The following is a 26,812-nucleotide window of genomic DNA, read 5'->3' on the forward strand; positions in this document are numbered from 1 at the left end:
AAGTGCGCGATTCGAAACGCGGAGGTGGGCCTCAGACCACGCCGAGGGCCCGCACGGCGTCGCGCTCGGCGACGAGTTCGGCGACGGATGCCTCGAACCGCTGCCGGCCGCGCGCGTCGAGGTCGAGACCCTCGATCACGCGATACCCCTCGCCGTCGCCGCGCGACACGACCGGCAGCGAGCACACGAGGCCCTCGGGAACGCCGTAGTCGCCGCGCGACACGACCGCGGCCGACGTCCGGCCCCGGCGCGTGCCGAGCTGCTCGTCGCGGACGTGCTCGATCGCGGCGTTGGCGGCCGAGGCGACCGACGAAGAGCCGCGCACCTCGATGATCTCGGCGCCGCGCTTCGCGACACGCGGGATGAAGACGTCGTCGAGCCACGCGGTCGCCTGGTCGCGGCCGCCGAGGCGCTCGGCGAGGGCGTCGAGCACGCTGCGGCCGTCCGCCAGCCCGGCATGCGAGACATCGGGGAACTGCGTCGCCGAGTGGTTGCCCCAGATCACCACGTCCGCGATGTCGCCCGGCGCCACCTCGAGCGCCTCGGCCAGCTGTCCGACCGCGCGATTGTGGTCCAGCCGCGTGAGGGCGCTGAAGCGGTCGGCGGGCACGTGAGGAGCAGCGGATGCCGCGGCGATGAGCGCGTTCGTGTTCGCCGGGTTGCCGACCACCACGACGCGCACGTCGTCGGCGGCGACCGCGCCGATCGCCGCGCCCTGCGGTCCGAAGATGCCGGCGTTGGCCGCCAGCAGGTCGCCGCGTTCCATCCCCGCCGTGCGGGGACGCGCACCCACGAGCATCGCGACGCTGACGCCGTTGAACGCCGTGAGCGGGTCGTCGGTCACCTCGACGTCGGTCAGCAGGGGGAACGCGCAGTCCTGCAGCTCGAGCGCGGCGCCCTCGGCTGCGCGCATGCCCTGCGGGATCTCCAGCAGCCGCAGCCGCACGGGCCGGTCGGGTCCGAGCATGTCGCCCGCCGCGATGCGGAACATCAGCGCGTAGCCGATCTGCCCGCCGCCGCCGGTGATGGTCACGGTCGTCGGTTCGCTCGCCATGGCATGAGCCTATTCCCGGGGATTCCGTGCGGGCTCCTGTGTCCGGTCGGGAGGGCGGGGTACCGTGACATTCATGACGTTCAATGAGAACGCCAACGTCGGGGGGAACACGGCGCGGCGACGAGGCGGAGGCGTCGCCATCGCGGGGGGCGGCCTGGCCGGTCTCGGCGCGATCGCCTTCCTGCTCTTCCAGCTCTTCACGGGCCAGGACCTCTCGAGCATCGCGCCCGCGCTGCCGCAGACCGGCTCCGGCGGCGAGACCGAGATCGAGCAGTGCGAGACGGGGGCCGACGCCAACCGCAACGACGCCTGCCGGCTCGCGGCGGGCAGCCTCGTGCTCGACCAGTACTGGGAGACGCAGGTGCAGGGCTACCGCGCACCCACGCTCGTGATCGTGGACCAGCAGACGTCGTCGGCGTGCGGCACGGCATCCAATCAGACCGGTCCGTTCTACTGTCCGCCCGAAGAGACGGTCTACATCGACCCCACCTTCTTCGGTCTTCTCCGCGAGCGGTTCGATGCGTCGGCAGGCGACCTGGCCCAGCTCTACGTGCTCGCCCACGAGTACGGCCACCACGTGCAGCACATCGCCGGGATCATGGACCAGCACCCGAGCAACGGCACCGGCCCCGAGAGCAACGGCGTCCGGATGGAGCTGCAAGCTGACTGCTTCGCCGGGGCATGGGTCGGCGACATGACGGAGCAGCGCGACGAGAACGGCGTGCCGTACCTGCGGGCGCCCACCCAGCAGCAGATCGCCGATGCGATCGACGCGGCCGGCGCGGTGGGCGACGACCACATCCAGCAGGAGTCGGGCGGCTTCGTGAACCCCGAGTCTTGGACGCACGGGTCGAGCGAGCAGCGGCAGGGGTGGTTCCAGACGGGCTACCAGAGCGGGGTCTCGGCGTGCGACACGTTCGCCGTTCCGGGGGGCAGCCTGTGAACGAGCACCTCGACGAGATCCTCTACCCGCCGATCGAGCCGTACGACACCGGCACGCTCATCGCAGGCGAGGGCAACCGCGTCTACTACGAGCAGAGCGGCAACCCCGAGGGCAAGCCCGTCGTGTTCCTGCACGGCGGGCCGGGCGCCGGCGCGTCGCCGTGGCACCGGAGGTTCTTCGATCCCGAGCGCTACCGCATCATCCTCATGGATCAGCGCGGGTGCGGACGATCCACCCCGCACGCGAGCGATCCGCACGCCGACCTCCGTCACAACACCACGTGGCACCTCGTGGCCGACATCGACCTCCTGCGCAAGAACCTCGGCATCGAGAAGTGGCAGGTGTTCGGCGGCTCGTGGGGCAGCGCCCTCGCCCTGGCGTACGCCGAGGCCCACCCCCGGTCGGTGACCGAGATCGTGCTGCGAGGCATCTTCACGCTGCGCCGGCACGAGCTCGAGTGGTTCTACGAGGGCGGTGCGGCATCCGTCGTCCCCGACCTGTGGGAGGACTTCATCGCGCCGATCCCGATCCTCGAGCGCTCGCGGATGATGGAGGCCTACCACCGCCGGCTCGACGATCCCGACCCCGCCGTGCACGTGCCGGCCGCCGTCGCCTGGTCGCGGTGGGAGGCGGCGAACCTGACGATCGCTCCCGACCCCGACCTCGTCGAGGCGATGACCGAGCCGCGCGCCGCCACCGCGTTCGCACGCATCGAGAACCACTACTTCCTGCACGGCGGCTGGTTCGACGAGGGTCAGCTGATCGCCCGCGTCGACCGGGTGCGTCACATCCCGGCCGTCATCGTGCAGGGCCGGTACGACCTGTGCACGCCCGCGATGACGGCATGGGACCTGCATCGCGCGTGGCCCGAGGCGAGATTCGAGATGATTCCGGATGCCGCGCACGCGGCCTCCGAGCCCGGCATCGCCGCAGCGCTCCGGGCCGCCACCGACCGCTTCGCCGCCGACGCCGCGGCGGGCGACGGCGTGTCCGCGCCCGCGTCGGCGGGGCAGCCGGACGGTGGGCGGGAGGCCGCGTCCGAGGCGGAGCGCGAAGCGCACGGCGAGCCCGAGTCTGCCGGTGCGCCCGAGACGCACGGCGGGAGCGAGTCCGCCGGTGAGCCCGAGACGCACGGCGAGACAGAGTCCGCCGGTGAACCGGAGGCAGACGGTGAGCCCGCATCGGAGGCCGAGCCGGCGAGGGAGGGCGAGCCCGACGCCGCGGAGCCCGAGGCGGCGGACTCCGGCGCCGAGGCGGCCGGGGCCGAAGACGGCGATGTGCCGGACTCGGACGACGACGCCACACCGGGTGATCCCGGCTCCCACGGTGAGCCCGAGGATGAGGCCGGCGACGGCGAATCGGACGCCGCGCATCACGCCGACGGCGAGGCCGAGCACGCGTCGGCTCACGACGGCGAGCCGGCCACCGAGTACACCCAGCCGAGCGGCGGCTTCCGTTCGGCCCGTCGCTCTCGCCCCTGACCCGCCCCGCTGCCTCCCGTTCGTTGAGCGAGGGAGCGCCAGCGACCGAGACGAAACGCCCCGAGCCTCCGCAGAGCACGCGGCCCCGGCATCCGTCCCCTTCTTCTCCGTCGACATTGCGGCATCTCGCCGAGCCACCATGTTTTCGGCGCCCACAACGTGCTGTCTCGCCGAGATCGCAGCTTCTCGACGCAGGTGGGGGCCGACGAGCTCCGGCGTCCGGCATCCGTCTCGTTCCGAGGTCGGTGCTCCGCCGACACCCCGATCGAGCGGGCGGGGCCGGGCGCGGCGAACCCCCAGGTGGGCACTGCTAGGGTGGGAGACCTTGCAGCGCTTCATCGCGCTTCTCGCGTCGTAGAACGCTTCCCCTCCCGCCGCCGCCCGGCCACCGCCGCGCGATGCCGGTGATGACTTTCGTACGGCGACCCGCGGGCGAGATACGCCCCGGCCACCGACAGGGCACCACCGTGCCCGGAGATGTACCCATGACCGAAACCACGTTCGGCGCGCTCGGCGTGCCTCAGCCCCTCGTCGACGCGCTCGCCGCGTCGGGCAAGACCACCGCGTTCCCGATCCAGGTCGACACGCTCCCCGACACGCTCGCCGGGCGCGATGTGCTCGGCCGCGGCAAGACCGGCTCGGGCAAGACCCTGGCCTTCTCGATCCCCATGGCCGCGCGCCTCGGCGGAAAGCTCGCCGGCGGCAACCGCCGCAAGGGCCGCCCGCTCGGCCTCGTGCTCGCGCCGACGCGCGAGCTCGCGACGCAGATCGACGCGACCCTGGCGCCGTTGGCCAAGGCGTACGGCCTCACCACGACCACGATCTTCGGCGGCGTGAACCAGAACCGCCAGGTGAACGCACTCAACGCCGGCGTCGACATCGTCGTGGCGTGCCCCGGCCGCCTGGAAGACCTCATGAAGCAGGGCTTCGTGCACCTCGACGCCGTCGAGATCACCGTCATCGACGAGGCCGACCACATGGCCGACCTCGGGTTCCTGCCCGGTGTCACGCGCATCCTCAACGCGACGCCCGCCGGCGGCCAGCGACTGCTCTTCAGCGCGACCCTCGACAACGGGGTCGACAAGCTCGTGAATCGCTTCCTGCAGAACGAGGTGCTGCACTCCGTCGACGAGGCGCACTCGCCCGTCGCCGCGATGACGCACCACGTCTTCACGCTGGCCGACGCCGACGCCAAGAAGGACGTCGTCAAGGCTCTCGCGTCGGGCATGGGACGCCGCATCCTGTTCATGCGCACCAAGCACCAGGCCAAGAAGCTCGCCAAGCAGCTGACCGGCCAGGGCATCCCGGCCGTCGACCTGCACGGCAACCTGTCGCAGGCCGCGCGCGACCGCAACCTCGCGGCGTTCTCGTCGGGCGCCGTCAAGGTGCTCGTGGCCACCGACGTCGCCGCCCGCGGCGTGCACGTCGACGACGTCGAGCTCGTCATCCACGTCGACCCGCCGATGGAGCACAAGGCGTATCTGCACCGCTCCGGCCGCACCGCCCGCGCGGGCGCCGAGGGCGCCGTCGTCACCCTCGTGCTCCCTGAGCAGAAGCGCGACGTGTCGCAGCTGCTGCGCAAGGCCGCCATCTCGGTCGAGCCCATCGCCGTGACGGCGACCTCGCCCGAGGTCGTCGAGCTCGTCGGCCAGGTCGCGCCGTACGTCAAGCCGGTCCCCGTGGCCGAGACGCCGCGCGGCACCAGCCAGGGTGCGAACGCGCAGCGCAAGCGCGCAGCGCGCGAGGCACGGGAGACGGATGCCGCGACCGGCGCCCGCTCGGGCGGCTCCGGTTCCGGCGGCTCCGGTTCGGGCGGTCGTCGCCGCCGCGGCGGTTCGGGCCAGGGCGGTGCCGGCCAGGGCACACGCCAGCAGGCCGCGGGCGGTCAGCGCCGAGACGCGGCATCCGCTCACGACAAGGCCTCGCACCAGCGCCACGACCAGAGCGCGGGCCACTCGCGCGCGGCGCAGCCCCAGGGCAACCCGCGCACGTCGGGCCGCCGCGCCTCGTCGTCGGGCACCGGCAAGCTCATGGTCGGCTCGGTCGTCCGCCCCAACGGCACCAACCGCCGCGGCGGCCGCTGACCCTCAACTACCGCGAACCCCCTCCGCTCTCACCCGAGGACGGAGGGGGTTCGCCGTGTGCGCTCGGCGCGCACGCGAGACCGCACGAATGCACCGGTGCGGGGTGTGGGGTGGTGCGTTTGTGAGGTTTCGATGCTGGATGAAGAGGCTGCCAGGTTCCCGGGTCGGCGGCGTGCGCCCATGTCCCACTTTCGGCGGCGCATGTCCCACTTTCGGTCCCAACGGCGGACGGGAAGCAACGAAAGTGGGACATGGCGTCCACGTCGGAGGCGCGTGCGGGGTGGCAGGGCCGGTACGGCTGCGCCACGGAGTCGGAGATCTACGCACGGTCGGACGAATGCGCCTCAGCGCGTCCGACGTGTCGCAGATCTCCGACTGCGTGGCGGGCGGCCGCGGGCGGCTCGTCGGATGCCGCGGACCTGGCGGTCGGCTGCGGCCGGCCTTGGGGAATCCGGGCGGCCAGCGGATGCCGGGGGTCAGGCGCGACGGCTGCGGCCGGCCGCCTGCGGGAAGCCGGGCGGTCAGCGGATGCCGGGGGTCAGGCACGACGGCCGCGGATCAGGTCGGCGGCGACCTCGCCGATGACGATCGCGGGGGCGTTGGTGTGGCCGCGGATCACCGTGGGCATCACCGAGGCGTCGGCGACGCGCAGGCCCGTGACCCCGCGGACGCGGAGCTCGTGGTCGACGACGGATGCGGCATCCGCTCCCATCCGCGCCGTGCCGACGGGGTGATAGAGGGTGTGCGAGTACCGGCGCAGCGAGAGCTCCGCGCGCTCGGCGGGCGTCATGCGCTCGCCGCCGTCGGGCTGCACCCAGCCGCCTGTCGTGAGCGCGCGCAGCGCGGCGGTGTCGATCAGGCGCTCGCACTCGGCGAGGCCGGCGAGCATCGTCGCAGCGTCCACACCATCGGGGTCCGACAGGTAACCCGGGTCGATCACCGGCTTGTCCGTCGGGTCGGCCGACGCAAGGCGGATCGTGCCGCGACTGCGCGGCCTCAGCAGGATGGCGCCGACCGTGATGCCGTGCGCGGGCGTCGGCACGAGCCCCTCGCCGACGTAGGGCACCGGCGCGAAGATGATCTCGATGTCGGGAAGCCCCGCGGGCACCCCGGCGGCATCGGCCTCGGGCGTCCGCACGAAGCCGTACGCCTCGGCGACGTTCGACGTCAGCATGCCCTTGCGCCCGGTCAGGTACCTGGCCAGTTCCCCCGGTCGCTCGGCGTCGAACAGCGTGCCGCCGCGCGCGGCCGGGGCGAGGCCGGCGACGAGATGATCCTGTAGGTTCGCGCCGACGCCGGGGGCATCGGCCACGACCGCGATCCCGTGCGCGGCGAGGTGCTCGGACGGCCCGACACCGCTGAGCATCAGCAGCTGCGGCGTGTTGATCGCGCCGCCGCACAGGATCACCTCACGACGCGCGCGCACGTGCCGGGTGATCCCCGCGATGTCGGCGTAGACGCCCGTCGCGCGTGGGCCGGCGTGCGCGGTGACGGTGGCTGCGGCATCCGTTCCGGCGAGCGGCGCCTCCCCGGCGCCGAATGTGACGCGGCGCACGAGCGCGCGCGTCACGACCCGCAGGTTGCGCCGGCGGCGCGCCGGCCGCAGATAGGCGTCGGCCGTCGAGACGCGTGCACCACGCCGCACCGACACCATCGTCTGCGAGAAGCCCTGGCCCGCCGGGAGGTTCGCAGGGGTGACCGGATGCCCCGCCTCTCGCGCCGCCGCGAGGAACGCCGCGGTGTGCGGCCGGGGATCCCGCTGCGGCTCGACCGCCTGCGCACCCTCGACGCCGTGCGTCTCGTGGGAGGCGTCGGTCGTGCGCTCGACCCGGTGGAAGTAGGGGACCAGCGCGTCCCACGACCAGGCGGGGCCCGCGGCATCCGCCCATTCGTCGTAGTCGGCGGCGAAGCCGCGGACCCACATCATCGCGTTCAGTGACGACGAGCCGCCGAGCGTCTTGCCGCGCGGCCAGTACACGGTGCGCCCTTCGAGTGCGGGCTGCGGCACCGTGTCGTAGTTCCAGTCGTACGGGCCGCGGAAGAGTTTCGAGAACGCCGCGGGGATGTGCAGCTCGAGCGCCCGGTCAGGCCCGCCGGCCTCGAGCAGCAGCACCGAGACCCCGGGATCTTCGCTGAGGCGCGCGGCCAGGGCGGCGCCTGCCGACCCCGCCCCGACGATGACGTAGTCGGCCTCGAGTCCGTCGGCGCCGAATCCGCCGCGCGCCGGCGCGTCGGATCCGCCGGGCGCCGCTGCGCCCGACCGGCCACCCGAGCCGCCGCGCGCCGGTGCGCCCGTGCCGCCGCCCGCGCCGGCGCTCCCGCCCGCGCCCGTGCCGCCGCTCGGGCCCGTGCCGCTGCCCGCGCCCGTGCCGCCGCCCGGGCCCGTGCCGCCGCCCGCGCCGGAGCCGCCGCCCGCGCCCGCGATCCCGCCCCCACCGGACCCGGCACCCGACCGGCCGCTCACGCCTGCATGGCCTTGGTCAGCGTCTTCACCAGTCCGGGCAGCTTGCCGTCGATCAGGTATCGCGTGAGACCCGCGCTGACCTGGGCTCCCGTGCGCGAGCTGACGAACCACGGCGGCGTCGGCAGGATCGTGCCTTTCGCCAGGCGCAGGCCGCGCACCTTGTCGGCCGCCGCGCGGGGGAAGGGACGGAACGGGCCCCGGCCCACCGAGCGCTCGACGCGGTCGAGCAGCAGCGCGTTGTGCACGACGCCGATGCCGCTCGACACGTCGGCGAGGGTCGCGCCGGGGAATCCGCCCCAGGTGAGGCGTGCGGTGAGGAAGTTGAAGGCGGTCCAGGTGTTGATCGCGATGTCGCCGTAGCGGAGGTCGGCGATGGCGCGCTCGAAGCCCTCGCCGAGCGCGGCCTCGGTCGCCGGGTCGATGAGGACGTTGGCGCCGAGCGTGCCGGTGAGCCGCTCGTTCGCGTGCGCGACCGCGGCATCGAGGAACTCCTGCCCCGTGCCGGCCAGCTCGACGACCCCGAGCACCGGCGCGAAGTACTCCGTCGTCTCGACGGCTTCCCGCCTCTCGCCCGCGCCCACCTCGACGATCGCGCGGGTGCGGTCGGCGCACCACACCGCGCCCGGATAGGCAAATGCCGCATCCGCGAGTCGCTCGTCGCTGCGTGGGTACCAGACCGGCCGCTGCGGCGCGGCGGCGTACGCCGCGTGCAGCTCTCGGAGGAACTCGGCGCGCTGCGGCCAGTCCGCGCTCAGGATCACGACCTGCCCGGCGATGCAGTTGTGCCCGGCGTTGACGAGGCGCATCGTGGCGACGTGCTCGGCCTGGTACTTCAGGTCGGCGGCCGTCCACTGCCCGGGCACCACGATGATCGGCGAGACGCCGCCGAGCTCGGCCGTGATCGGCACCCGCAGGCGCGGTTCGGCGTTCTCGCGGCGGGTCGCGGCATCCGTCCCCTTCTCCGCGCCGGCGGACGGACCCCACACGATCGCGTCGAACGTGGCGGCCGAACCCGTGATGTGCACGTGGGCGATGCGCGGGTGCGACGTGAGGTACGCGCCGGTGGCGGCGCCGCCGCGCGCGATGCGGACGAAGCCCGGCTCGATGAGGGGTGCCAGAGCCCGCTCGAACACCGGAACGAGGGCGTCCTGCGTGGGGTTGACCTTGAGCAGCGCGACGCGGTTGTGGGCGAAGAGCTCGTACAGCACGTCGGCCACCGGGATCGAGGTGACGTTGCCGGCGCCGAGCACGAGTCCGACACCGCCGGATTGGGTCGGGGTCAGCTGGCCGAGCCCCGCCTCGCGGCGCGCGTCAGCCGCCGTCACACCCGGCTCGAACCACACCTCGCCGGTGAAGCCCGACAGCAGGAAGCGCTCGGTGCCGTTCAGCGGGAAGGTGTGCGCCCGCAGCCGTCCGCCCGGAGCCTGGCCGAGCTTCACGCCGTCGAGCGGGTTGCCGCCCTTCGCGAGCGTCTCGAGAGTCTCGCGGAGTGCGTCGAGCAGCCCGATCACGCCATAGGGGCCGCCGAGCCACTCCTCGCCGGAGAGCGGATGCCCCGGTTCCAGGCCCTTGGAGGTCGTGGCGACGTCGACCCACTCCTGGGCGACCATGCCGACGGCGTCGCGCACGCGCCCGAGCAGACGTGCGCGCTGATCGAGCGTGAGCGCCGCCCACATGCGGGCGCCCGCCTCGAGCTGCGTGATCCCGTCGTCGAGGGCCTGCCCCTCGTCGTCCGGCAGCTCCGCGTCGGGAGTGTGCACCGGAGCCGTGCTGCGGGGCTTGCGCACGGTCTTCGGTGGCGTGGCCGGAGTCGTCGAGGACGTGGGCGACATGGCGTTCTCCTTCGAACTCGCGCGGGACTCGGGTCGGCGAGTGCGTCACCGGGCATCCTATGTCACGGCACCCGAAGGGTGGCACGGGGTCTCAGGAGGAGTGCGACTCGATCCCGGCCGGCTGGTCGTCAGCCCTACTCGATGTCGGCCCGGCGCAGCGGGTAGCGGGCGAGCGTCAGCAGGCTCAGCGCGATCAGCACGGCCGGGGCGACGCTGAAGCTCACGACGATGCCGGTGACCGCGGCATCCGGCTGCTCGACGATCTGCCCGCCGGTCGACGAGACGTATCCCGTGACCGCGAGGATGATCGACAGGGTGGTCGCGCCCAGCGCGAAGCCCACCGTCTCACCGGCCGTCCACACCCCGCTGAACGCCCCGGCGCGACCGGCGCCGTTCGTGCGCTCGTCGTGCGAGATGACGTCGGGCAGCATCGCCATCGGCAGCGACTGCATGCCCGCGTACGCGATGCCCGCGATGCCGACCGGGACGTAGATCCAGTCACCGGGCACCCAGAGCACGCCGAGGATCGACAGCGCGGCCGCGGCGAAGACGACGCTCGCGATCGCGAACGAGCGCTCCTTGCCGATGCGCCGGGCGACCACGCCCCACGCCGGAGCGGCGAGCAGGGCCGGGGCGATCAGCGCGACGAACAGCAGCTCGACCGCCGCCTGCGAGTGCAGCACCCACGTCGCGACGTACTGCGCGCCGGCGAGCATGAGGCCCGTCGCCAGCGCCTGCAGCACGAAGGTGCCGAGCAGTGCACGGAACGGCGCGCTGCGCCGGAGCGCCGCGATGCCCGCCGCGAAGTGCTCCCGGATGCCCGGGGCCGCAGCATCCGTCCCCCCGTCCGGTGCGGCCCCGCCGTCCGCCGCCCCATCGTCCCGCGAGAGTACAGCTGGTCGCCGAGATGCTGGTTCGTTCCCTACCTCTCGGCGACCAGTCGTACTCTCGGCGATCGGTGAAGGGGGGACGGATGCCGCGCGCCCGGCGACGGCCGTGGCCACCAGCATCCCGATCCCGATCACGAGGCCGCACACGACGCCCATCACGAGGTACTGCAGGAAGGGGTCGTCCGACACGCGGCGCAGCGCCGGGCCGCCCGCACCGAACAGCAGGATCGCGAACGTCAGCACCACCACCCGCCACGTGAGCAGGCGCGTGCGCTCGTCGTACCGCCGGGTGAGCTCGGCGGGCAGCGCGATGTACGGCACCTGGAACAGGCTGAACGCCGTCGCCGTCAGCATGAACGTGACCAGCACCCAGATTCCGGCAACGGCAGGACCGAGCGACGGCGGAACCGCGAACGTCAGGGCGAAGAGCACCGGCAGCGCGCAGGCGCCGATGAGCATGAGGCGGCGCCGGCTGCCGTGCCGCGTCCGGTCGCGGTCGGTGAGGGCGCCGATGACGGGGTCGATGATGACGTCCCACACCTTGGCGATCGCGATCACCGCGCCGGCCGCGAGGGCCGCGACCCCGAGGGAGTCGGTGAGGTAGTAGGTCAGCACCAGTCCGGGCAGCGTCGCGAAGCCGCCGGTCCCCAGCGAGCCGGTCGTGTAGCGCGCAATCGTGCCGCGCGACAGGCGGGAGGTGACGGCGGCCGGAGCCCCAGGTGCCGGCGGAGCCTCATTGCTCATCGCGCCAGTGTAGGTGAGAGGGCGTCAGCCTGATCGCTCCTGTGGACAGCGCACCATGCGTACGCCGCGTCGGCCCTGATCACGTCGGCCCTGGTCACGTCGGCCCTGATCACGTCGGCCCTGATCACGTCGGGCATGATCACGTCGGGCATGTCCCGATTTCTCCCGCCCATGTCCCGATTTCGACCGATAGCGAGGCGCCTTGCGGCCGAATTCGGGACATGGATGCCGCAACCCGCGATATCCGCCGGGCCCGATGGTCAGGACCCGGCGCGGACGGCGGCCTCGACCGCCTCCAGGCCGCGGAGCGTCTCGGCGAACGACGTGGAGAGGGGCGAGAGGCCGATGCGCAGGCCGTCGGGGTCGCGGTAGTCGGGGATGACGTCCTGCGTCCACAGCCGCGCCGTGACCGAGCGCATCGCCGGGTGCGACAGCGTCACGTGACCGCCCCGGGCCGCCGCGTCGCGTGGCGAGGCGACCGTCACGCCGAGCGGGGCGAGCAGCTCGTCGGAGACGCGCACGGCGAACTCCGTGAGCCCGACCGACTTGGCGCGGATGGCGTCGATCCCGACTTCGTCGATCAGCGCGACGGTGTCTTGCATCGCGAGCATCCCGAGGATCGGCGGGGTGCCGGAAAGGAAGCGCCGCATGCCCGGCGCCGGTTCGTACGACGGCCCCATCGCAAAGACGTCGGCGGTGCCCATCCACCCCTGGATCGGCTGCGCGAGCCGATTCTGCAGGCGCGACGCGACGTAGGCGAAGGCGGGCGATCCCGGCCCTCCGTTGAGGTACTTGTACGTGCAGCCGACGGCGAGGTCGACCTCCCACGCGTCGGCCTCCACCGGCACCGAGCCGGCGGAGTGGCAGAGGTCCCACAGGATGAGCGCGCCGGCGTCGTGTGCGATGCGGGTGAGGGTCGCGGCATCCGCGAGATATCCGGAGCGGTAGGCGACGTGCGACAGCAGCACGACCGCCGTCTCGGGGCCGACGGCCTCGCGCAGCGCCTGCGCCGAGACCCCGCTCGCCCGGTCGACCTCGATCCAGCGCACGCGGCCGCCGCGCTCGGCGGCGATGCCCTCGACGAGGTAGCGGTCGGTGGGGAAGTTGTCGCGGTCCACGACGATCTCCACGCGCGCCGGGTCGTCTGCGGCCGCCGCATCGAACGCCGCGCGCACGAGCTTGTACAGCAGCACGGTCGTCGAGTCGCCGATCACCGTCTGACCGGCGGCGGCGCCGAGCGCGGCACGGCCGAGCGCATCGCCGAGCTCGAACGGCAGCTGCATCCACGACTCGTCCCACCCGCGGATGAGCCGCCCGCCCCACTCCTCGCGCACGAACGCCGACAGCCGCTCGGCGGTCGCGCGCAGGGGGCGCCCGAGCGAGTTGCCGTCGAAGTACACCAGCGACGACTCCGCGCCGACGAAGGCGTCGCGGTGCGCGCGCAGCGGATCGGCCGCGTCGAGGGCGTCGGCGGCCGCGGCCAGTCCGTGCCGCACCGCCGTCCCGGCGGACTCAGTGCTCGTCATGGATCAGCTCCTCGGTCGGGACGACGGTGGCGAACGCGAGCCAGGCGGCGACCTGGTCGAGCCGCGTCGGCGGCGGGCCGGGGATGAACGTGCTCACCCCGGTGGGAGGCTCGGCCAGCGGCCACGGATCAGACATCGCGGCGATGAGGTCGGCGCCGCGCACCCCGGCGCGATCGAGCGCCGCGACCTCGGCGGCATTGACGCCGACGGGCTGCTCGCCGTTGCCGAGATCGGTGCCGTACAGCACCCGGCCGCCGGCGGCCGCGAAGCCGGCGAGGTTCACACGCGCGAACTCGGCGGCCTCGGGGTCATCGCGGTGGATCGCGAGAGTCGAGATCCACACCTGCCCCGCAGCGACGGCGTGCGCCGTGAAGGTGCGGCCGACGAACCCCGTGAAGGGCGTGTGGGCGAAGCCGTCGACCTTCGCGTCGAGCGCGAGCTGCGGCATCCCGTCGCCCTCCGCGTGGGCGAGCACCGGCAGTCCGCGCTCGCGCGCGACCTGGACGACGGCCGCCAGCGACGCCGCGTCGAACACCGGGCCCGCGGCGCTGTTGAGCGCGACCTTGATCACGGATGCCCCGAACGACGCCTGCTCGTCGACCGCCGTGGCCGCGCCACCCGGCACGCCGGGGTGGGTCGAGGCGTCGGTCACTTCGCGGGCGATCTCGGGGGGTGCCCACGACCTTCCGACCGGGTAGCCGCCCGGCGCCGTGAGGAACGCTCCGGCATATGCCACGCGCGGAATGCCGCGTTTCTCGCGGCGCGCGTGCTCGACGGGATCGCCGCCCAGATCGACGACACCGGCGATGCCCCCCTCCGCGAGCCGGGCCTCGTCGATGAGGTGCAGATGCACGTGGTGGTCGGTGAAAGGCGGGAGCGAGACGCCGTGCTCGCCGGTGATGGCACGGTGGCACAGCGCGGCCCCCGGTCCGAGCAGGGCGCGGAGCGCGTGCGGATCGTTCGTCATCACAACTCCGTCCGCACGGCGTACAGCTCGGGGAAGAACGTGAGGTCGAGCGCGCGCTGCAGGAACGGCACGCCGCTCGAGCCGCCGGTGCCGGTCTTGAACCCGATGATGCGCTCGACCGTCTTGAGGTGACGGAAGCGCCACAGCTGGAAGTTGTCCTCGAGGTCGACGAGCTCTTCGCACGTCTCGTACGCGGCCCAGTGAGCCTGCGGGTCACGGTAGATCTCGACGAGCACCGGCACGAGCTCCGGCGTGAACGTCCATGCCGTCGTGACATCGCGGTCGAGCACGGCAGCGGGGATCGGGTAGCCCGAGCGCGCGAGCAGCCGCAGGAACTCGTCGTAGAGGCTCGGCGCTTCGAGGGCCGCTTTCAGCAGCTCGTGAGCGGCCGGATCGGCGGCGAAGACCCGGAGCATGGCCGCGTTCTTGTTGCCGAGCGTGAACTCGACCGCACGGTACTGCGCGGACTGGAAGCCGCTGGCGTTGCCGAGCACGCCGCGGAACTGCCCGTACTCGGCCGGCGTCAGGGTGGCCAGCACCGACCACTGCTCGGTCAGCGTCTTCTGGATGTGCTTGACCCGCGCGATGCACTTCAGTGCCGGTGCGAGCTCGTCGTCGCGCAGCAGCCGGCACGCGGCGGCGAGCTCGTGGAGCACGAGCTTCAGCCACAGCTCCGTGGTCTGGTGCTGCACGATGAACAGCAGCTCGTCGTGGTGCTCGGGCCGGCCGTCGGCGCCGCTCAGCGGGCGCTGAGCCGACAGCAGCGTGCCGAGGTCGAGGTAGCCGCCGTAGCTCATGCGGTCCTCGAAGTCGGTGACGACCGATCCCTCGATGGCGCGGGTGTTGCGTTCGACGCTCACGGGCTCAGCCTAGATCGGACGGATGCCGCGGCGTCAGGGCCTGCGCGAACCCCGGGCCGTTTCGTCTCGGTCGCTGCGCTCCCTCGCTCAACAACGGAGGCCGGGGCCCGGGGGCGTTTCGTCTCGGTCGCTGCGCTCCCTCGCTCAACGACCGGAGACTGGGGTCGGGTCGCTTGAACGACCGGACGCGAGTACCGGTCGTTGAGTGAGCGACGCGAGACGAAACGCGTGCTGTTCCTGCGAGGCTCAGATGAGGGCGAGCTCGCGCAGCTTGGCCTCGACGTCGGCGTTGGAGGGCTCGACGTGGTGCGAGGCATCCGGATACACGACCACCGGGATGTTCGTCCGGCCCGAGATGTCGCGCGCGACGTCGGCGGCCGCCGGGTCGGCGACGAGGTCGACGTAGGTGTAGGAGATGCCCAGCGCGTCGAGCTGCTTCTTGGTGCGGATGCAGTCGCGGCACCAGTCCGCGCCGAACATGGTGATGGTGGAGGAGACGGGGGAGGTCATCGTTCCATTCTCGCCCGGGAATCCTGGGCGGGGGCCGGGTGGAGGCCGGTCGGGACCGGCGCCGGCCCGAGCGCGTGCCGTGCGTCTCCCCAGCGTTCGCTGGACGCCGGGAGAACCCCGCACCCGCATGGCAGGATGAACCACGATGCAGCTGTCGATCGTCGTGCCGACGTACAACGAGGCTCCGAACATCGCGGAGCTCGTCCGTCGCGTCGCGGCCGTGGTCGACGGGCGCGCGGGCATGGGGCTCGACGCCGAGATCGTCTTCGTCGACGACAGCACCGACACCACGCCCGAGGTCATCCGCGAAGTGGCAGCCGGTGCGCCCCTGCCGGTCCGGCTCATCCACCGCGAGCGCGCCGTCGGCGGCCTCGGCGGCGCGGTGATCGCCGGTCTCGAAGCGGCCGAGGCGGATGCCTGCGTCGTGATGGACGGCGACCTGCAGCACCCGCCGGAAGAGATCCGGGCGCTGTGGCACCGCTTCTCGCGCGGTGACGTCGACGTGGTCATCGCCTCGCGGTACGCCGGCGGCGGCACGTCGAGCGGGCTCGCCGACCGCACGCGCGTGATGGTGTCGAAGGCGTCCACCGCCGTGACACGGGCGATGTTCCCCATCCGGCTCAAGGACGTCTCCGACCCCATGACGGGGTTCTTCCTCATCGATCGCCGCACCGTCGAGGCCGAGCAGCTCAAGCCGCGGGGCTTCAAGATCCTGCTCGAGATCCTCGCCCGCCGCCCGCTGCGCGTGGCCGAGGTCCCGTTCGACTTCGCCGACCGGCACGCCGGCGAGTCCAAGGCGTCGGTGCGGCAGGGCGTGCACTTCCTCGCCCAGCTCACGGCGCTGCGCTTCGGCAAGATGTCGCTCTTCGCGATCATCGGCGGTCTCGGGGCGATCGCCAACGTCGCCATCGTGTGGGCGCTGACGCAGCTCGGCGTCGACTACATCGTGGCCGCGATCGTCGCCGCCGAGGCGACCATCGTCGGCAACTTCCTGCTGCAGGAGCGCTTCGTCTTCCAGGACATGCGCGAGTCCGCCTCGGGCGTCTGGCTGCGGTTCGCGAAGTCCTTCGCCTTCAACAACGCCGAGGCGCTGGTGCGCATCCCGATCGTCGCGATGATGGTGTCCACGGGGCACGTCTCGGCGGTGCTCGCCACCGCCATCACGCTCGTGGTCGCGTTCTTCGTCCGGTTCCTGTTCCACTCGCTCGTCGTGTACGCGCCCCGCAAGCCGGGGGTGGAGCCGTCGCGCGCACGCCGGTTCGTCGAGGAGCTCGACGCCGAGGCCGTGCAGCCCGGCGAGCTGTGATCACACCGCGAGAGCCGTGAGCCTGGCCTGCGGGCTGTGACCGCCGCGGATCCTATCAGAGGCTGCCGCACAACCTCTTGACGCGCCGGGGCATCGGATTACGATGTTGCATGCGTCGACACCCGACGGCGCACGAATCCTGGGGTCCGTGCGCCGGTCGACGCATCCGACCACGGCGGAACCCGAATCCGCCGCTGAGCACTGGGGAGGTGCTCGGATGGTGTCCATCTGTGGACGTGCGAGCGCGGTGACGGCATGACCGCCCCCTCCGCGCAGACTCGACGCGCCGAAGGCCAAGGCCGGCGCCGCGGGCTGCTGGTGGCCCTGGGGCTCCTGGTTCTCGTCGCGACGCTCGTCGCCGTCGTCGTCCTCGTCAGCGCGCCCCCGTCGGCTCCTGCCCCGAACGGGCCGACGGGGGTGTCGGAGACCGGTGATCCGCAAGACACCGGTGACGAGGAGAACGAGCCCTCCACCGATCCGCTGCGCTTCGATCCGCCGACCGCCGCACCGTTGAGCCCGAGCCAGGATGACGAGGTCGAGCGCGCCGAGTCCGCCGCCGTCGCCGTTGTCGCCGCGGCGAACGAGATCGCCCAGCGCGCCGACGGGTCCGCCATCGGCGTCGACGAGATCGCGACCGGGTTCGTGCTCGGCGAGCTCGAGTCCGCTGCACGCGAGCAGTTCGACCTCGGATATCGGCAGGTCGGCGAGGCGAAGGTCACCCAGACGACCGCCTCGAACGTCGACCTCGGTGCCGACCCCGCCACCATGATCCTGACCGTGTGCGTCGATGTCTCGGGCATCGATGTGCTCGACGAGACCGGGAAGTCGCTCAAAGCGTCGCTGTACAACCCCGGCCGGCCAGTGAAGCACGTCTACGGCGCCGTATTCGCCGACGACGTGTGGAAGCTCGCCACCCACGAGATACCCGATGACCAGGATTGCCCGCTGCCATGAACGAGATCGCCCGTCCGGATGGACTCCACTCACTTCGCACCACGACGCGCAGGCGGCACCGGCTGATCGTGGCCGCCGCGATAGCGGTCGCCGCATTGGTGGGCTCCCTGTCGCTGCCCGTGACTGCGACGGCGGCCGATCCGCTGCCGGACGGGAAGACCGAGGCCACGGCCGCGGGGTCGTGCTGGGAGGTCAAGCAGAACTACCCCGCGTCGACGAACGGCGTGTACTGGCTGCAGACGCCGACACTGGTGTACCCGCAGCAGTTCTACTGCGACCAGGAGTCGGAGGGCGGTGGCTGGGTGCTCATCGCCCGGGGCCGCGAGGGCTGGAAGAACTACTACCAGGGGCTCCAGTCTGCGGCGACGATCGCCAACACCCCGTCCGGGACGGCTGCCTTCCAGGTCGCGCAACTGCCCTCGCTGACGATCGACGGACTGCTGAACAAGGGGCGCGTCGACGCGCTGGCCGACGGCATCCGCGTCCGTCGCGCAACCAACGTCGCCGGCTCGACGTGGCAGGAGGCGCGTTTCAAGATGGTCGTCCGCGACCGCTGGGTGTGGACGTTCAACGCCGAACACCGGGTCGGCACGTGGCGCTTCGGCACCACGAACGGCAGCGGGGGCTTGACCAGCAACTTCGGCAACAACACCTCGTTCAACCGCATCGACACGACGGCGAAGTCCACACACAACTGGCTCGCCGGGTGGGGCTACGGGAACAGCGTGACGGGGCAGAACGCGGCCACGTCGTACCTCTGGACGCCCAACAACAACCAGGCCGGGGCGTTCCCGTTCACTCAGCTGTTCCTGCGCCCGACGCTTCGGCTCGCCGACATGAACTTCGGCTCGATCCCTGATGGCGGTGCACCGGCGACGACGGTGTCGGCCATCCCGGACAGCGACGCGATGCGGACCGTATGGGGCGTGTCCGGCTCAGGCAACGGCGCGACCGGTGAGCTCAACACCGAGGTGGCGGCCTTCGGCGAGATGGCCGGCAAGGTGTACGTCGGCGGCAATTTCCGCTACGTGCAGCGCACACAGGCAGGATCGGGGCAGGTGGAGCAGCCCTTCGTCGCGGCCTTCGACATCGCGACAGGGGAGTGGATATCCACCTTCCGACCGGCGCTCGATGGCCAGGTGAAGGCCATCAACGCGCTGCCGGACGGCCGGCTCGCCCTCGGCGGGCAGTTCGCCACGGTGAACGGCGCCCCGCAGCCCGGCATCGCCTTCGTCAACCCGGCCACCGGCGCCCTGACCGGGCAGCAGGTGGTCGTCGAGAATCGGACGACGGGCGGGGTTCCGTACGTGCGCGACCTGGACGTCCAGGGAAACCTCCTCTACGTCGCCGGCTCGTTCACGCATCTGACACGCGCCGGCTCCGCATCCAGTGCCAGCACCTGGAACGGCGGGCGCGTGGCGCTGGCGACGAGCACGCCGGACGTCGACTGGAACGCCTTCCTCAACGGCACCACCGTGTCGGTCGACGCGTCCGCTCAAGGTGATCGCGCCTACTACTCGGGGTATTTCAAGATGAAGGAGAACACGAAGGCGACCAGTGGAACGGCCCTGCAGACGGGGGCGGGTGCCGCCCTCACCGTTCCGCAGTGGAACCCGACGTTCAGCAAGTCGTCGGTCGATGCGTCCGGCAACATCACCGGGAACGTGTGGCAGCTGGGGGTGATCGAGGCGGGCGATCAAGTCTGGCTCGGCGGGTCTGAGCACTCGATGTTCTCCTACAACCGGAGCAACTTCGCACTCACCAGCGGAAGCATCACGAAGGCCGGTGGGGACTTTCAGGCGGTAGCTGCGGGCAACGGCCTGGTGTACGGCGGCTGCCACTGCGGCGACTTCGTCTACCAGGACGCGTACGCGTGGTCGAACGTGGGGACAAACTGGACGCAGGCCGACAAGATCAGCCTGTTCGGCGCATGGGACGCGCAGACGCACCGCTACGTCCACGAGTTCTCCCCGATCGTGACCGCGCGTGCGGGTTACGGCGTCTGGGGGCTCTTCGTCGATTCGACGGGAGTCGTCTGGGCGGGCGGTGACATCTCGCGCACCATCCGGTCGGGCTTCATCAACCAGTGGTCAGGCGGGTTCGCCCGCTTCGCGCCGCGCGACTCGGCCGCCCCGACGCGGCCGGGTCCGGTCTCCGTCGCCATCACCGGCGGCGGAACGCGGGCCGATCTCACCTGGAGCCCGTCGAGCGACCCCGGCGGGGTCACCTATGAGGTGCTCAGAGGCAACCGCGTGATCGCCTCGACGACATCGACCGCCTTCACCGTGCCGGCGACTGCCACCGCGACCAAGTACTTCGTGAGGGCGAGGGATGCCGGGGGCAACCGCTCGGCGAGCACGGCCGCAGTCACGGTGAAGACCGCCGCCGACACCTTCACGACCTTCATTCCGAACGGTGCGCAGTGGTCCTACCGGTTCTCGAGCGACCCGCTTCCGACCGACTGGGCCTCGGTGGGCTTCGACGATTCGTCGTGGGCCGGGGGCAACGGCGTGCTGGCTCGCGGCGTCGCGGGCGCGGCGACGAACATCGACCCGACCGCGCTGTCGCCCCGACCGCTCAGCGCCCAGTTCCGGCACGAGTTCACTGTGACCGATGCCGCCACCGTCGCCGACGGCACGGTCACCGTCATCGCCAATGACGGCGTAATCGTGTACCTGAACGGCGTCGAGCTGGGCAGGACGAGGATGCCCGCCGGCGCCATCACCCAGAACACGTATGCGACCAGCGTGGTCACGCACGCGGCGGCGGCCGCAAGCCGCGTCACCTATGCCGTTCCCGCGGGGATGCTCGTGTCGGGGACGAACGTCATCGCGGCGTCCGCACATGCCAACTACCGCAGCACACCCGACATGAGCTTCGACCTGTCCTTCGTCGCCGAGCGGGGGGCGCCGGCTGCACCCCCCGGTCCGGTGAGCGGACTGACAGCGACCGACGTGACTCAGGATTCGGTCACGCTGAACTGGTCGGCGCCGTCGACCGGCGGTCCGGTCGCGTCGTATGCGGTCAGCCGCGACGGGGCGGGCGTCGCCTCGGTGCCGGCGTCTCAGCTCTCGTGGACCGACGGCGGGCTGACCGCCGACACGACGTACGTCTACCGGGTCGTGGCGGTGGGTGCCGGAGGGTCGTCGGCGGCCGCGACGGTGCAGGTGCACACGCCCGCCGTACCCGATCCCGGGGAACCGCCGGTCGTCATCGAGAACGGTGCGACGTGGTCGTACCGCTACTCGAGCGACCCCTTGCCGGCGGATTGGACCGCGATCCCGTTCGATGATTCGGCCTGGGCGTCGGGCAACGGCCTGCTCGCCCGCGGCGTCGCCGGCGCGGCGACCAACATCGACCCCACCGGGCTCACGACGAAGCCGCTGAGCGCGCAGTTCCGCAAGTCGTTCGCGGTGGTCGACGCCGCGGGGGTGGCGGACGGCACCGTCACCGTCATAGCGAACGACGGCGTCATCGTGTACCTCAACGGCGTCGAGCTCGGTCGCACCCGCCTCCCGGCGGGCACCATCACGCAGAACTCCTATGCGACAGCGGTGGTCAGCAACGCGACGGCCGTCGCGAGCCGCTCGACATTCGCCGTGCCGGCTGCCCTCCTCGTAGAAGGCGAGAACGTCATCTCTGCATCCACGCACGCGAACTACCGCAGCACGCCGGATCTGAGCTTCGATCTGGCGCTGAACATGCCCAGATGATGGAGAGGCTGGCGCGGGGGCAGGCGCTGGCAGCACTCGGTTCGGCGCAGAAGCCGGCGGCCGGTGTCCCCGCTTATCTCAGATGGGTGAACCGGCCGCTGGGCGGGCGCGTCGCCGTGGAAGCGGCGACCTTGGGCGCCACGCCCAACCAGCTCACCGCCGTGAGCGCCGCGCTGGGCGCCGGCGGGGTGCTGTTCATCGGCCTGGCGCCCGGACCCTGGGCACCGGTGCTGGGGGCGCTGCTCCTCCTTGCCGGCTACGTCTTCGACTCGGCCGATGGCCAGCTCTCGCGCATCCAGCGTGGGGGGAGCCCCGCCGGCGAGTGGCTCGATCACGTCGTCGACGGCGTACGCGCCCCGCTCGTGCACATCGCCGTCGCGGCGCATCTCTTCCGTGCCGAGTCGCCACCGGGCCTCATCGCCGTAGCGGTGCTCTTCTCCGTGCTGGTCTCCGCGTGGTTCCTTTCGCAGCTGCTCGCTGAGAAGCTGCTGCCGAAGAGCACGGCGCGCCCTGCGCGCGGCCGGCCGGGGTTCGTCGACTCTCTGGTGAAGCAGCCGCAGGATCCCTCCACGACGTACGTCGTGATCGCGCTCCTCGGGCTGCCGGTCGTGTTCGCTCTTCTCTATCCGCTCCTTTTCCTCTGGCACCTGCTCACATTCGGGGCCTCCCTCAGTCGCAAGTACCGCCAGTTGAGGTCGCTGTGACGTCCCTCGCCCGGCCGCGGAGCCGATCCCTGGCGCGGGCGACCGGGGAGCGGCCAGCAGCGGACCCCGACAGCAGGGCGCTGCCCGCGTGGCCGGTGCTCGTGCTGCTGTGGGGGTACCCCGTCTTCTGGGCGCTCGGTCTGCTGCCGTTCGCGGTGGTGCTGATGGCGATCCCGATGATCGCCTTCCTGACGTTCCGGCGCCGGCTCGGCTTCGTTCCGGGCGTTCTGCCCTGGATCGGGTTCGCGGTATGGATGATCCCGGCCTCGCTGATGGCCGACAACCTCGGCAGGATGCTGGGCACCGGCATCCGCTTCAGCCAGTTCCTGGCGCTGGCTACGACGATGATCTACATCGTCAACGCGCGCCGGACCCTCACCCCACGGCGCATCATGGACGGGCTGACGTTCATCTGGGTGTTCGTCATCGTGGGCGGCTACCTCGGGATGCTGTTCCCCGAGGAGCGATTGACCTACACCGTCGGCATCCTGCTCCCCGACTTCTTCACGTCCAACGACTACGTCAACGACCTCGTGTTCCCGCCGCTCGCCGAGATCCAAACCCCGTGGGGGGGGCAGGAACCGTTCGAGCGGCCGTCAGCCCCGTTCGCCTACACGAACGGGTGGGGGGCGGCGATCGCGGTGCTGACCCCGATCGCCGTGGGGACCGCGCTCGCGCACCGCAGCGCACGCGCGATGTGGTTCCTCGTCGCCGGGCTCGTGGCGATCATCCCGCCCGCCGTCGCGACGAGCAACCGCGGACTGTTCCTGGGCCTTGCAGGCGCGATCGCCTACATCATGCTCCGCCTGATCCTGCGCGGGAAGTGGATGGCGCTGTTGTGGGTGGCGATCCTCTCGGTGGCCGGCGCGCTGATCCTGACGATGTCGGGATTTCTCGACGAGATCATCGCCAGGCAGGAGGCGGCCGACACCACGACCGGACGAGGGAACCTGTATGCCGAGACGTTCGAGCGCACGCTGGGCTCACCCATCCTGGGCTACGGGGCGCCGCGCCCGAGTTACTGGAGCGAGATCTCGATCGGCACCCAGGGAGCGATCTGGAACGCGATGTTCTGCTTCGGCTTCGTCGGCCTCGCCCTCTTCGCCCTGATGCTGCTCAACGGCGCGTTGCGCACGATCGACGCGCCGAACCTGTCGGCCCTGTGGCTGCACGCCAGCGTCGTCGTCGCGTGCGGCCTCTCGGTCTTCTACGGCCTCGACCGGCAGCTCGTGTTCGTCGGCATCGCACTGGCGATGATGCTGAGGGAGAAGTATCTCGGCGGTTCGCTCTATTGGGCGGCCCAGCCGACGCCGTTCGGACGGATAGGGAATGCGCGGTGAGCGGCTCGCCCTGGGCGGACTGATCAGCCTCTTCGGCTCGGCGTTCGCGGCACTGGCCGCACTCGTGCTCACGTCCATCGTGGGGAACGTGCTCGGCTCGCGCGGCACGGGGGTGTTCTTCCAGGCGGTGGGAATCTTCACGGTGCTCACCCAGGTGCTCCGCCTCGGCACGAACAGCGGGATCGTGCGTTTCATCGCCGCTGAACGCGCGTTCGATCGCGTGGGCTCGGAGTGGCGGATCGTCCTGTACGCCGTGGTCCCCGTGACGGTGGTGTCGATCGGCGCGTCGGTCGCGCTGTGGTTCACCGCCGAGCCGCTCGCCGTATGGCTCTCGGCGCCGGGCGAGGAGCCGGCGCTCGAGGGGCTGCTGCGGGTCATGAGCCCGTTCGTCCTGTGCGGGGCCTTGATCGGCGTGCTGCAGATCGCATCGCGGATGCTGCGGGGCGTCGCGACGTTCACCGTGCTGCAGAGCGTTCTGCTCCCGGCTTCGCGAGTCATGGCCGTGGTCGTCGCCGCGCTCGGTGTGCTCACCGCGTCGACCGCCTTCAGCGCATGGTTGTGGCCGCTGCCGTTCTGGCTCGTCGTCACCGCCCTTGTGATCGCCCCTCCGTTCTGGCGCGATCTCCGCCGGCGCGGCGAGTTCGATCGCACCGCCTCCCCGACGGCTCGTGCCTTCTGGCGCTTCAACCTTCCCCGGGCCGTCAACTCGGCGCTGGAGGCGGCGCTCGAATGGGCCGACGTGCTCATCATCGCCGCGGTCGCGTCACCCGCGGACGCCGGCGTCTACGCGGTCGTGACGAGGGTCGTCCGGGCCGGGGGCATCGTCGACAAGGCCATGAGGGTCGCCGTGGCGCCGACGACGTCGGCGCTGCTCGCTCGTGACCAGCTCGTGGAGTCCAGCCGCCTGCACACGCGCGTGGTGAGGGCGATGATCCTGCTCAACTGGCCGTTCTTCCTGCTGCTGATCTCGATGGGGGGCTCCGTGCTCCTGATCTTCGGGTCGGAGTTCGTCCGCGGCTGGGGCCCGATGGTCCTCATCGCAGCCGCCACGATGATGCAGACGGCGGCCGGCATGTTGCAGAGCATCCTGCTGCAGGGCGGCCGGAGCACGTGGCAGATGTACAACAAATCGCTCGCGGTGGGGCTCAGCATCGGCGGCAACCTCGCACTCGTGCCCTTCCTCGGCGTGTGGGGTGCGGCGATCACCTGGGTGCTCGTGATGGTCGTCGACAACGCGCTCGCCGCCCATCAGGTGCATCGCCGGATGGGGGTTCACCTCGCGCCCCGCCGGCTGATCGTGCCCTCGATCCTCCCGGTGCTCGTGTTCGGTGTCGGTGGAGCGGCGTTCACCTTCTGGGGAGGGATCGCCATCGCCACGCTGGTTCTTGCCGTGGTGATCCTCGGGGGTGTCTACGCCGCCGTGCTGTGGATGCTGAGGCGGCGACTCGGGCTCGCCGGTCTCTGGCGGCGCGTGCCATTCATCGGACGCTTCGCGTGAAGCGGGCCGCGAGCAGCGCGCGGCCGCTGCGGGCGAGACGACGCACGAGGAACGGCCAGGGGAGCTTGCGCACCGGCCGGCTGAGCAGCTCATCCACCCGGTGCGCGCCGGGGGTCGCGACCTCGGCGGTGGGTGGTCCGGACGACACCCTCCGCCCGAGGGCGGAGGCCAGGTGCGACGCCAGGTCGTCGTAGGTCGTCGCGCGGCGGATCAGCCCCAGCCTGGCCATCTCGGAGGTGAAGACGAGCTGATGGTCGTCAACGACCTCGCCGCCACCGGGCACGCGAGGCACGACGACAGGCACGATCTGGAGTGCCCGCATGTCCATGACGCCGCCGGCTCCCCCCTGCAGCACGACGACGTCGGCTTCGGCGCAGCGGGCGAGCAGCTCGGAGTAGGGGAGGAGGGCGACGTTCTCGGCGCCCTCGACGGGCTTCGACGGTCCGTGCTGCACGAGAAGCCGCACGTCGGCGTGCTCGTCGTGCCAGCGCTGCATCCACTCGGAGAGCCGGTCGAACGGCAGGTGATACGTGCCGGCCGACACGACCACGAACGACTCCCGCGTACTGTTCACACTCGGATCCATCCGTCGGGGATGAGATCCCGCGCGTCGCTGTGACCGCCGGCGAACCACACCACGGGTGCCACGACGGGCCGCGTCGGGGTGCTCGGCCGGCCGAGGAATCCGCCCCACCAGCTGAAGCTGCTGTTGGCGACGATCCGCGCGCCGCACGCCGCCATGAGCGCGATCTCGCCGCCGTCCGCAGAGGTGAGGCCCGGGGCGCAGATCCGGTCGTGCGGTGCGGCGAGGTGAGTCCGGACCCACTCCGGGTCGTCGCTGAACCAGACCCGGCGTGTGTAGCCGAGGTCCGCCATCGACGAAAGCGCGCGATCGTAGTACCCACGGTCGAGGACCCCGTGACGCGCGGCCGCTGCCGGATCTGTGAGATAGTCGCCCCTGCGCACGTGGACCGCGACCACGCCGGGGTCGCGCCGCAGCTCTTCAGCGAACCGCGAACCCGCGGGAAGCAGCAGCGTGTCCAGATGGGCGAGGATGCGGCGCCTCACGTCGTCGGCCACAGCGGGGAAGTACATCGGCGACTGGAAGTACCCGCGCAGGTACGCCGTGCCGTCGAGGCCGCGTCGGACAGCCGGGTCGTATCCGGACCGGCGCTGCTTGACGAGTCGGAGGGCGGAGTCGTCGTGGATGAGGCCGACTCGTTCGGCCGCGGCCAAGGCGGCCCCACGCAGCGGATCGAGCAGGGCTGAGCGCGGAACAAGACCTGCCAAGGCGTATGGCCGATCGCCGCGGCACCGGACCCGGTCGAACCACACCGTGCGACCTTCCGAGATCAGCGCCTGCGCGAACGCCCACTGGAACAGCTGATTGCCGAGTCCGCCCTGGAGGCTGAGGATGATGTCGCCACGCCGCACGCCCCACGCCGCCCAGCCCTGGCCCCTGCCGTTCGCCACATCGGGACGCGGGCCGCTCACAGCACCACCCCTACGTTCCGAGAGCCCGGATAGAACGCTCGCATCTGTTCCCACTGGACCAGGAACTCGTCGCTGAACGGATATGCGAGCCGACCGCTCAGTCCCGGTGACGTGACCCGGTCGACCGGCTCCAGATAGACGGTCCTGGCTCCGTACCAGCGGGCGAGTGCGAAGAACGGCAGTGCGATAGCCGCCCCTGTGGAGAAGACGACGTCCGGCCGCTCGATGGCCAGCACGCGGCGCGCCAGACCGAAGTTGCGAACCAGATTCGGGATGTTGCGCACCGTCGGATAGTGGATCTCGTACACGCGCTCGTCCGCCAGGCGCGAGCGGGCATCCTCCACCGGGAAGGTCGCCCAGCAGCGGTCATGGCGCCCCCACCACTCCCTGAGCGCGAGTGCCTGGGTGAGGTGACCGCCGGACGAGCACGCGATGAGGATCTTCATGG

The 26,812-nt window shown here is 71.6% G+C and carries 20 protein-coding genes and 1 pseudogene; 9 read left to right on the top strand and 12 right to left on the bottom strand.

Annotated elements, in window-relative coordinates; all coding sequences use genetic code 11:
• Positions 1 to 31: 31 nt before the first annotated feature.
• Entirely contained in the window at positions 32 to 1,054 is a 1,023-nt protein-coding gene (locus R8Z57_RS12465) for a malate dehydrogenase (protein ID WP_318354111.1), read from the bottom strand.
• A gap of 73 nt (positions 1,055 to 1,127) precedes the next feature.
• On the opposite strand from R8Z57_RS12465, the gene R8Z57_RS12470 reads away from it, so the two are divergent.
• The 3 genes and pseudogenes from R8Z57_RS12470 (at position 1,128) to R8Z57_RS12480 (ending at position 5,562) form a co-directional block, all read left to right on the top strand.
• Entirely contained in the window at positions 1,128 to 1,997 is an 870-nt protein-coding gene (locus R8Z57_RS12470) for a neutral zinc metallopeptidase (protein WP_318354112.1), read from the top strand.
• Positions 1,994 to 2,962 (top strand): annotated as a pseudogene (gene pip, locus R8Z57_RS12475) (prolyl aminopeptidase); the annotation flags it as partial. The gene R8Z57_RS12470 and the pseudogene pip, both read left to right, overlap by 4 nt.
• Before the next feature lie 1,001 nt (positions 2,963 to 3,963).
• Positions 3,964 to 5,562 (top strand): DEAD/DEAH box helicase, encoded by a 1,599-nt coding sequence (locus tag R8Z57_RS12480; RefSeq protein WP_318354113.1) that lies wholly within the window; start codon positions 3,964 to 3,966, stop codon positions 5,560 to 5,562.
• Between the two features lie 538 nt (positions 5,563 to 6,100).
• Here R8Z57_RS12480 and R8Z57_RS12485 read toward each other — a convergent pair.
• The 8 genes from R8Z57_RS12485 to R8Z57_RS12520 all read right to left on the bottom strand — a co-directional run bounded on the left by R8Z57_RS12485 (position 6,101) and on the right by R8Z57_RS12520 (position 15,355).
• Positions 6,101 to 7,741 (bottom strand): GMC family oxidoreductase, encoded by a 1,641-nt coding sequence (locus R8Z57_RS12485; protein WP_412535069.1) that lies wholly within the window; start codon positions 7,739 to 7,741, stop codon positions 6,101 to 6,103.
• A gap of 281 nt (positions 7,742 to 8,022) precedes the next feature.
• Positions 8,023 to 9,858 (bottom strand): aldehyde dehydrogenase family protein, encoded by a 1,836-nt coding sequence (locus R8Z57_RS12490; RefSeq protein WP_318354115.1) that lies wholly within the window; start codon positions 9,856 to 9,858, stop codon positions 8,023 to 8,025.
• A gap of 134 nt (positions 9,859 to 9,992) precedes the next feature.
• The gene (locus tag R8Z57_RS12495; protein ID WP_318354116.1) at positions 9,993 to 11,492 is read right to left on the bottom strand and encodes an MFS transporter; all 1,500 of its coding nucleotides are present in this window, start codon (positions 11,490 to 11,492) and stop codon (positions 9,993 to 9,995) included.
• A complete protein-coding gene (locus R8Z57_RS12500) occupies positions 11,489 to 11,644 on the bottom strand; it encodes a hypothetical protein (protein WP_318354117.1) in 156 nt (51 codons plus the stop codon). The genes R8Z57_RS12495 and R8Z57_RS12500 overlap by 4 nt, the downstream gene beginning before the upstream one ends.
• Before the next feature lie 108 nt (positions 11,645 to 11,752).
• The gene (locus R8Z57_RS12505; RefSeq protein ID WP_318354118.1) at positions 11,753 to 13,018 is read right to left on the bottom strand and encodes a kynureninase; all 1,266 of its coding nucleotides are present in this window, start codon (positions 13,016 to 13,018) and stop codon (positions 11,753 to 11,755) included.
• A complete protein-coding gene (locus R8Z57_RS12510; RefSeq protein WP_318354119.1) occupies positions 13,005 to 13,985 on the bottom strand; it encodes a hypothetical protein in 981 nt (326 codons plus the stop codon). The genes R8Z57_RS12505 and R8Z57_RS12510 overlap by 14 nt, the downstream gene beginning before the upstream one ends.
• Entirely contained in the window at positions 13,985 to 14,845 is an 861-nt protein-coding gene (gene kynA / locus R8Z57_RS12515) for a tryptophan 2,3-dioxygenase (RefSeq protein WP_318354120.1), read from the bottom strand. Before kynA ends, R8Z57_RS12510 begins: the two co-directional genes overlap by 1 nt.
• A 246-nt stretch (positions 14,846 to 15,091) precedes the next feature.
• Entirely contained in the window at positions 15,092 to 15,355 is a 264-nt protein-coding gene (locus R8Z57_RS12520) for a glutaredoxin domain-containing protein (protein WP_318354121.1), read from the bottom strand.
• Between the two features lie 145 nt (positions 15,356 to 15,500).
• On the opposite strand from R8Z57_RS12520, the gene R8Z57_RS12525 reads away from it, so the two are divergent.
• The 6 genes from R8Z57_RS12525 to R8Z57_RS12550 all read left to right on the top strand — a co-directional run bounded on the left by R8Z57_RS12525 (position 15,501) and on the right by R8Z57_RS12550 (position 24,870).
• On the top strand, positions 15,501 to 16,661 hold the full coding sequence (locus tag R8Z57_RS12525; RefSeq protein ID WP_318354122.1) for a glycosyltransferase family 2 protein: 1,161 nt from the start codon (positions 15,501 to 15,503) through the stop codon (positions 16,659 to 16,661).
• 255 nt (positions 16,662 to 16,916) lie between these two features.
• On the top strand, positions 16,917 to 17,615 hold the full coding sequence (locus R8Z57_RS12530; protein ID WP_318354123.1) for a hypothetical protein: 699 nt from the start codon (positions 16,917 to 16,919) through the stop codon (positions 17,613 to 17,615).
• Entirely contained in the window at positions 17,612 to 21,328 is a 3,717-nt protein-coding gene (locus R8Z57_RS12535) for a fibrinogen-like YCDxxxxGGGW domain-containing protein (RefSeq protein ID WP_318354124.1), read from the top strand. Before R8Z57_RS12530 ends, R8Z57_RS12535 begins: the two co-directional genes overlap by 4 nt.
• Complete coding sequence (locus R8Z57_RS12540) at positions 21,325 to 22,032, top strand: CDP-alcohol phosphatidyltransferase family protein (protein WP_318354125.1); 708 nt, start codon at positions 21,325 to 21,327, stop codon at positions 22,030 to 22,032. Before R8Z57_RS12535 ends, R8Z57_RS12540 begins: the two co-directional genes overlap by 4 nt.
• The gene (locus tag R8Z57_RS12545; RefSeq protein WP_318354126.1) at positions 22,029 to 23,372 is read left to right on the top strand and encodes an O-antigen ligase domain-containing protein; all 1,344 of its coding nucleotides are present in this window, start codon (positions 22,029 to 22,031) and stop codon (positions 23,370 to 23,372) included. The genes R8Z57_RS12540 and R8Z57_RS12545 overlap by 4 nt, the downstream gene beginning before the upstream one ends.
• Positions 23,362 to 24,870, top strand: coding sequence for a lipopolysaccharide biosynthesis protein (locus R8Z57_RS12550; protein ID WP_318354127.1), 1,509 nt, complete (start codon positions 23,362 to 23,364; stop codon positions 24,868 to 24,870). Before R8Z57_RS12545 ends, R8Z57_RS12550 begins: the two co-directional genes overlap by 11 nt.
• Here R8Z57_RS12550 and R8Z57_RS12555 read toward each other — a convergent pair.
• Genes R8Z57_RS12555 through R8Z57_RS12565 form a run of 3 tightly spaced genes read right to left on the bottom strand, consistent with a single transcriptional unit; the run spans position 24,851 to position 26,810 of the window.
• Positions 24,851 to 25,444, bottom strand: coding sequence for a glycosyltransferase (locus tag R8Z57_RS12555; RefSeq protein WP_318354128.1), 594 nt, complete (start codon positions 25,442 to 25,444; stop codon positions 24,851 to 24,853). The genes R8Z57_RS12550 and R8Z57_RS12555 overlap by 20 nt on opposite strands.
• Complete coding sequence (locus tag R8Z57_RS12560) at positions 25,441 to 26,364, bottom strand: alpha-1,2-fucosyltransferase (RefSeq protein WP_318354129.1); 924 nt, start codon at positions 26,362 to 26,364, stop codon at positions 25,441 to 25,443. The genes R8Z57_RS12555 and R8Z57_RS12560 overlap by 4 nt, the downstream gene beginning before the upstream one ends.
• Positions 26,361 to 26,810 (bottom strand): UDP-N-acetylglucosamine--LPS N-acetylglucosamine transferase, encoded by a 450-nt coding sequence (locus tag R8Z57_RS12565; protein WP_318354130.1) that lies wholly within the window; start codon positions 26,808 to 26,810, stop codon positions 26,361 to 26,363. Before R8Z57_RS12565 ends, R8Z57_RS12560 begins: the two co-directional genes overlap by 4 nt.
• Positions 26,811 to 26,812: the final 2 nt, after the last annotated feature.

The sequence above is a fragment of the Microbacterium sp. M3 genome (genome assembly GCF_033548675.1).
GTDB lineage: Bacteria > Actinomycetota > Actinomycetes > Actinomycetales > Microbacteriaceae > Microbacterium > Microbacterium arthrosphaerae.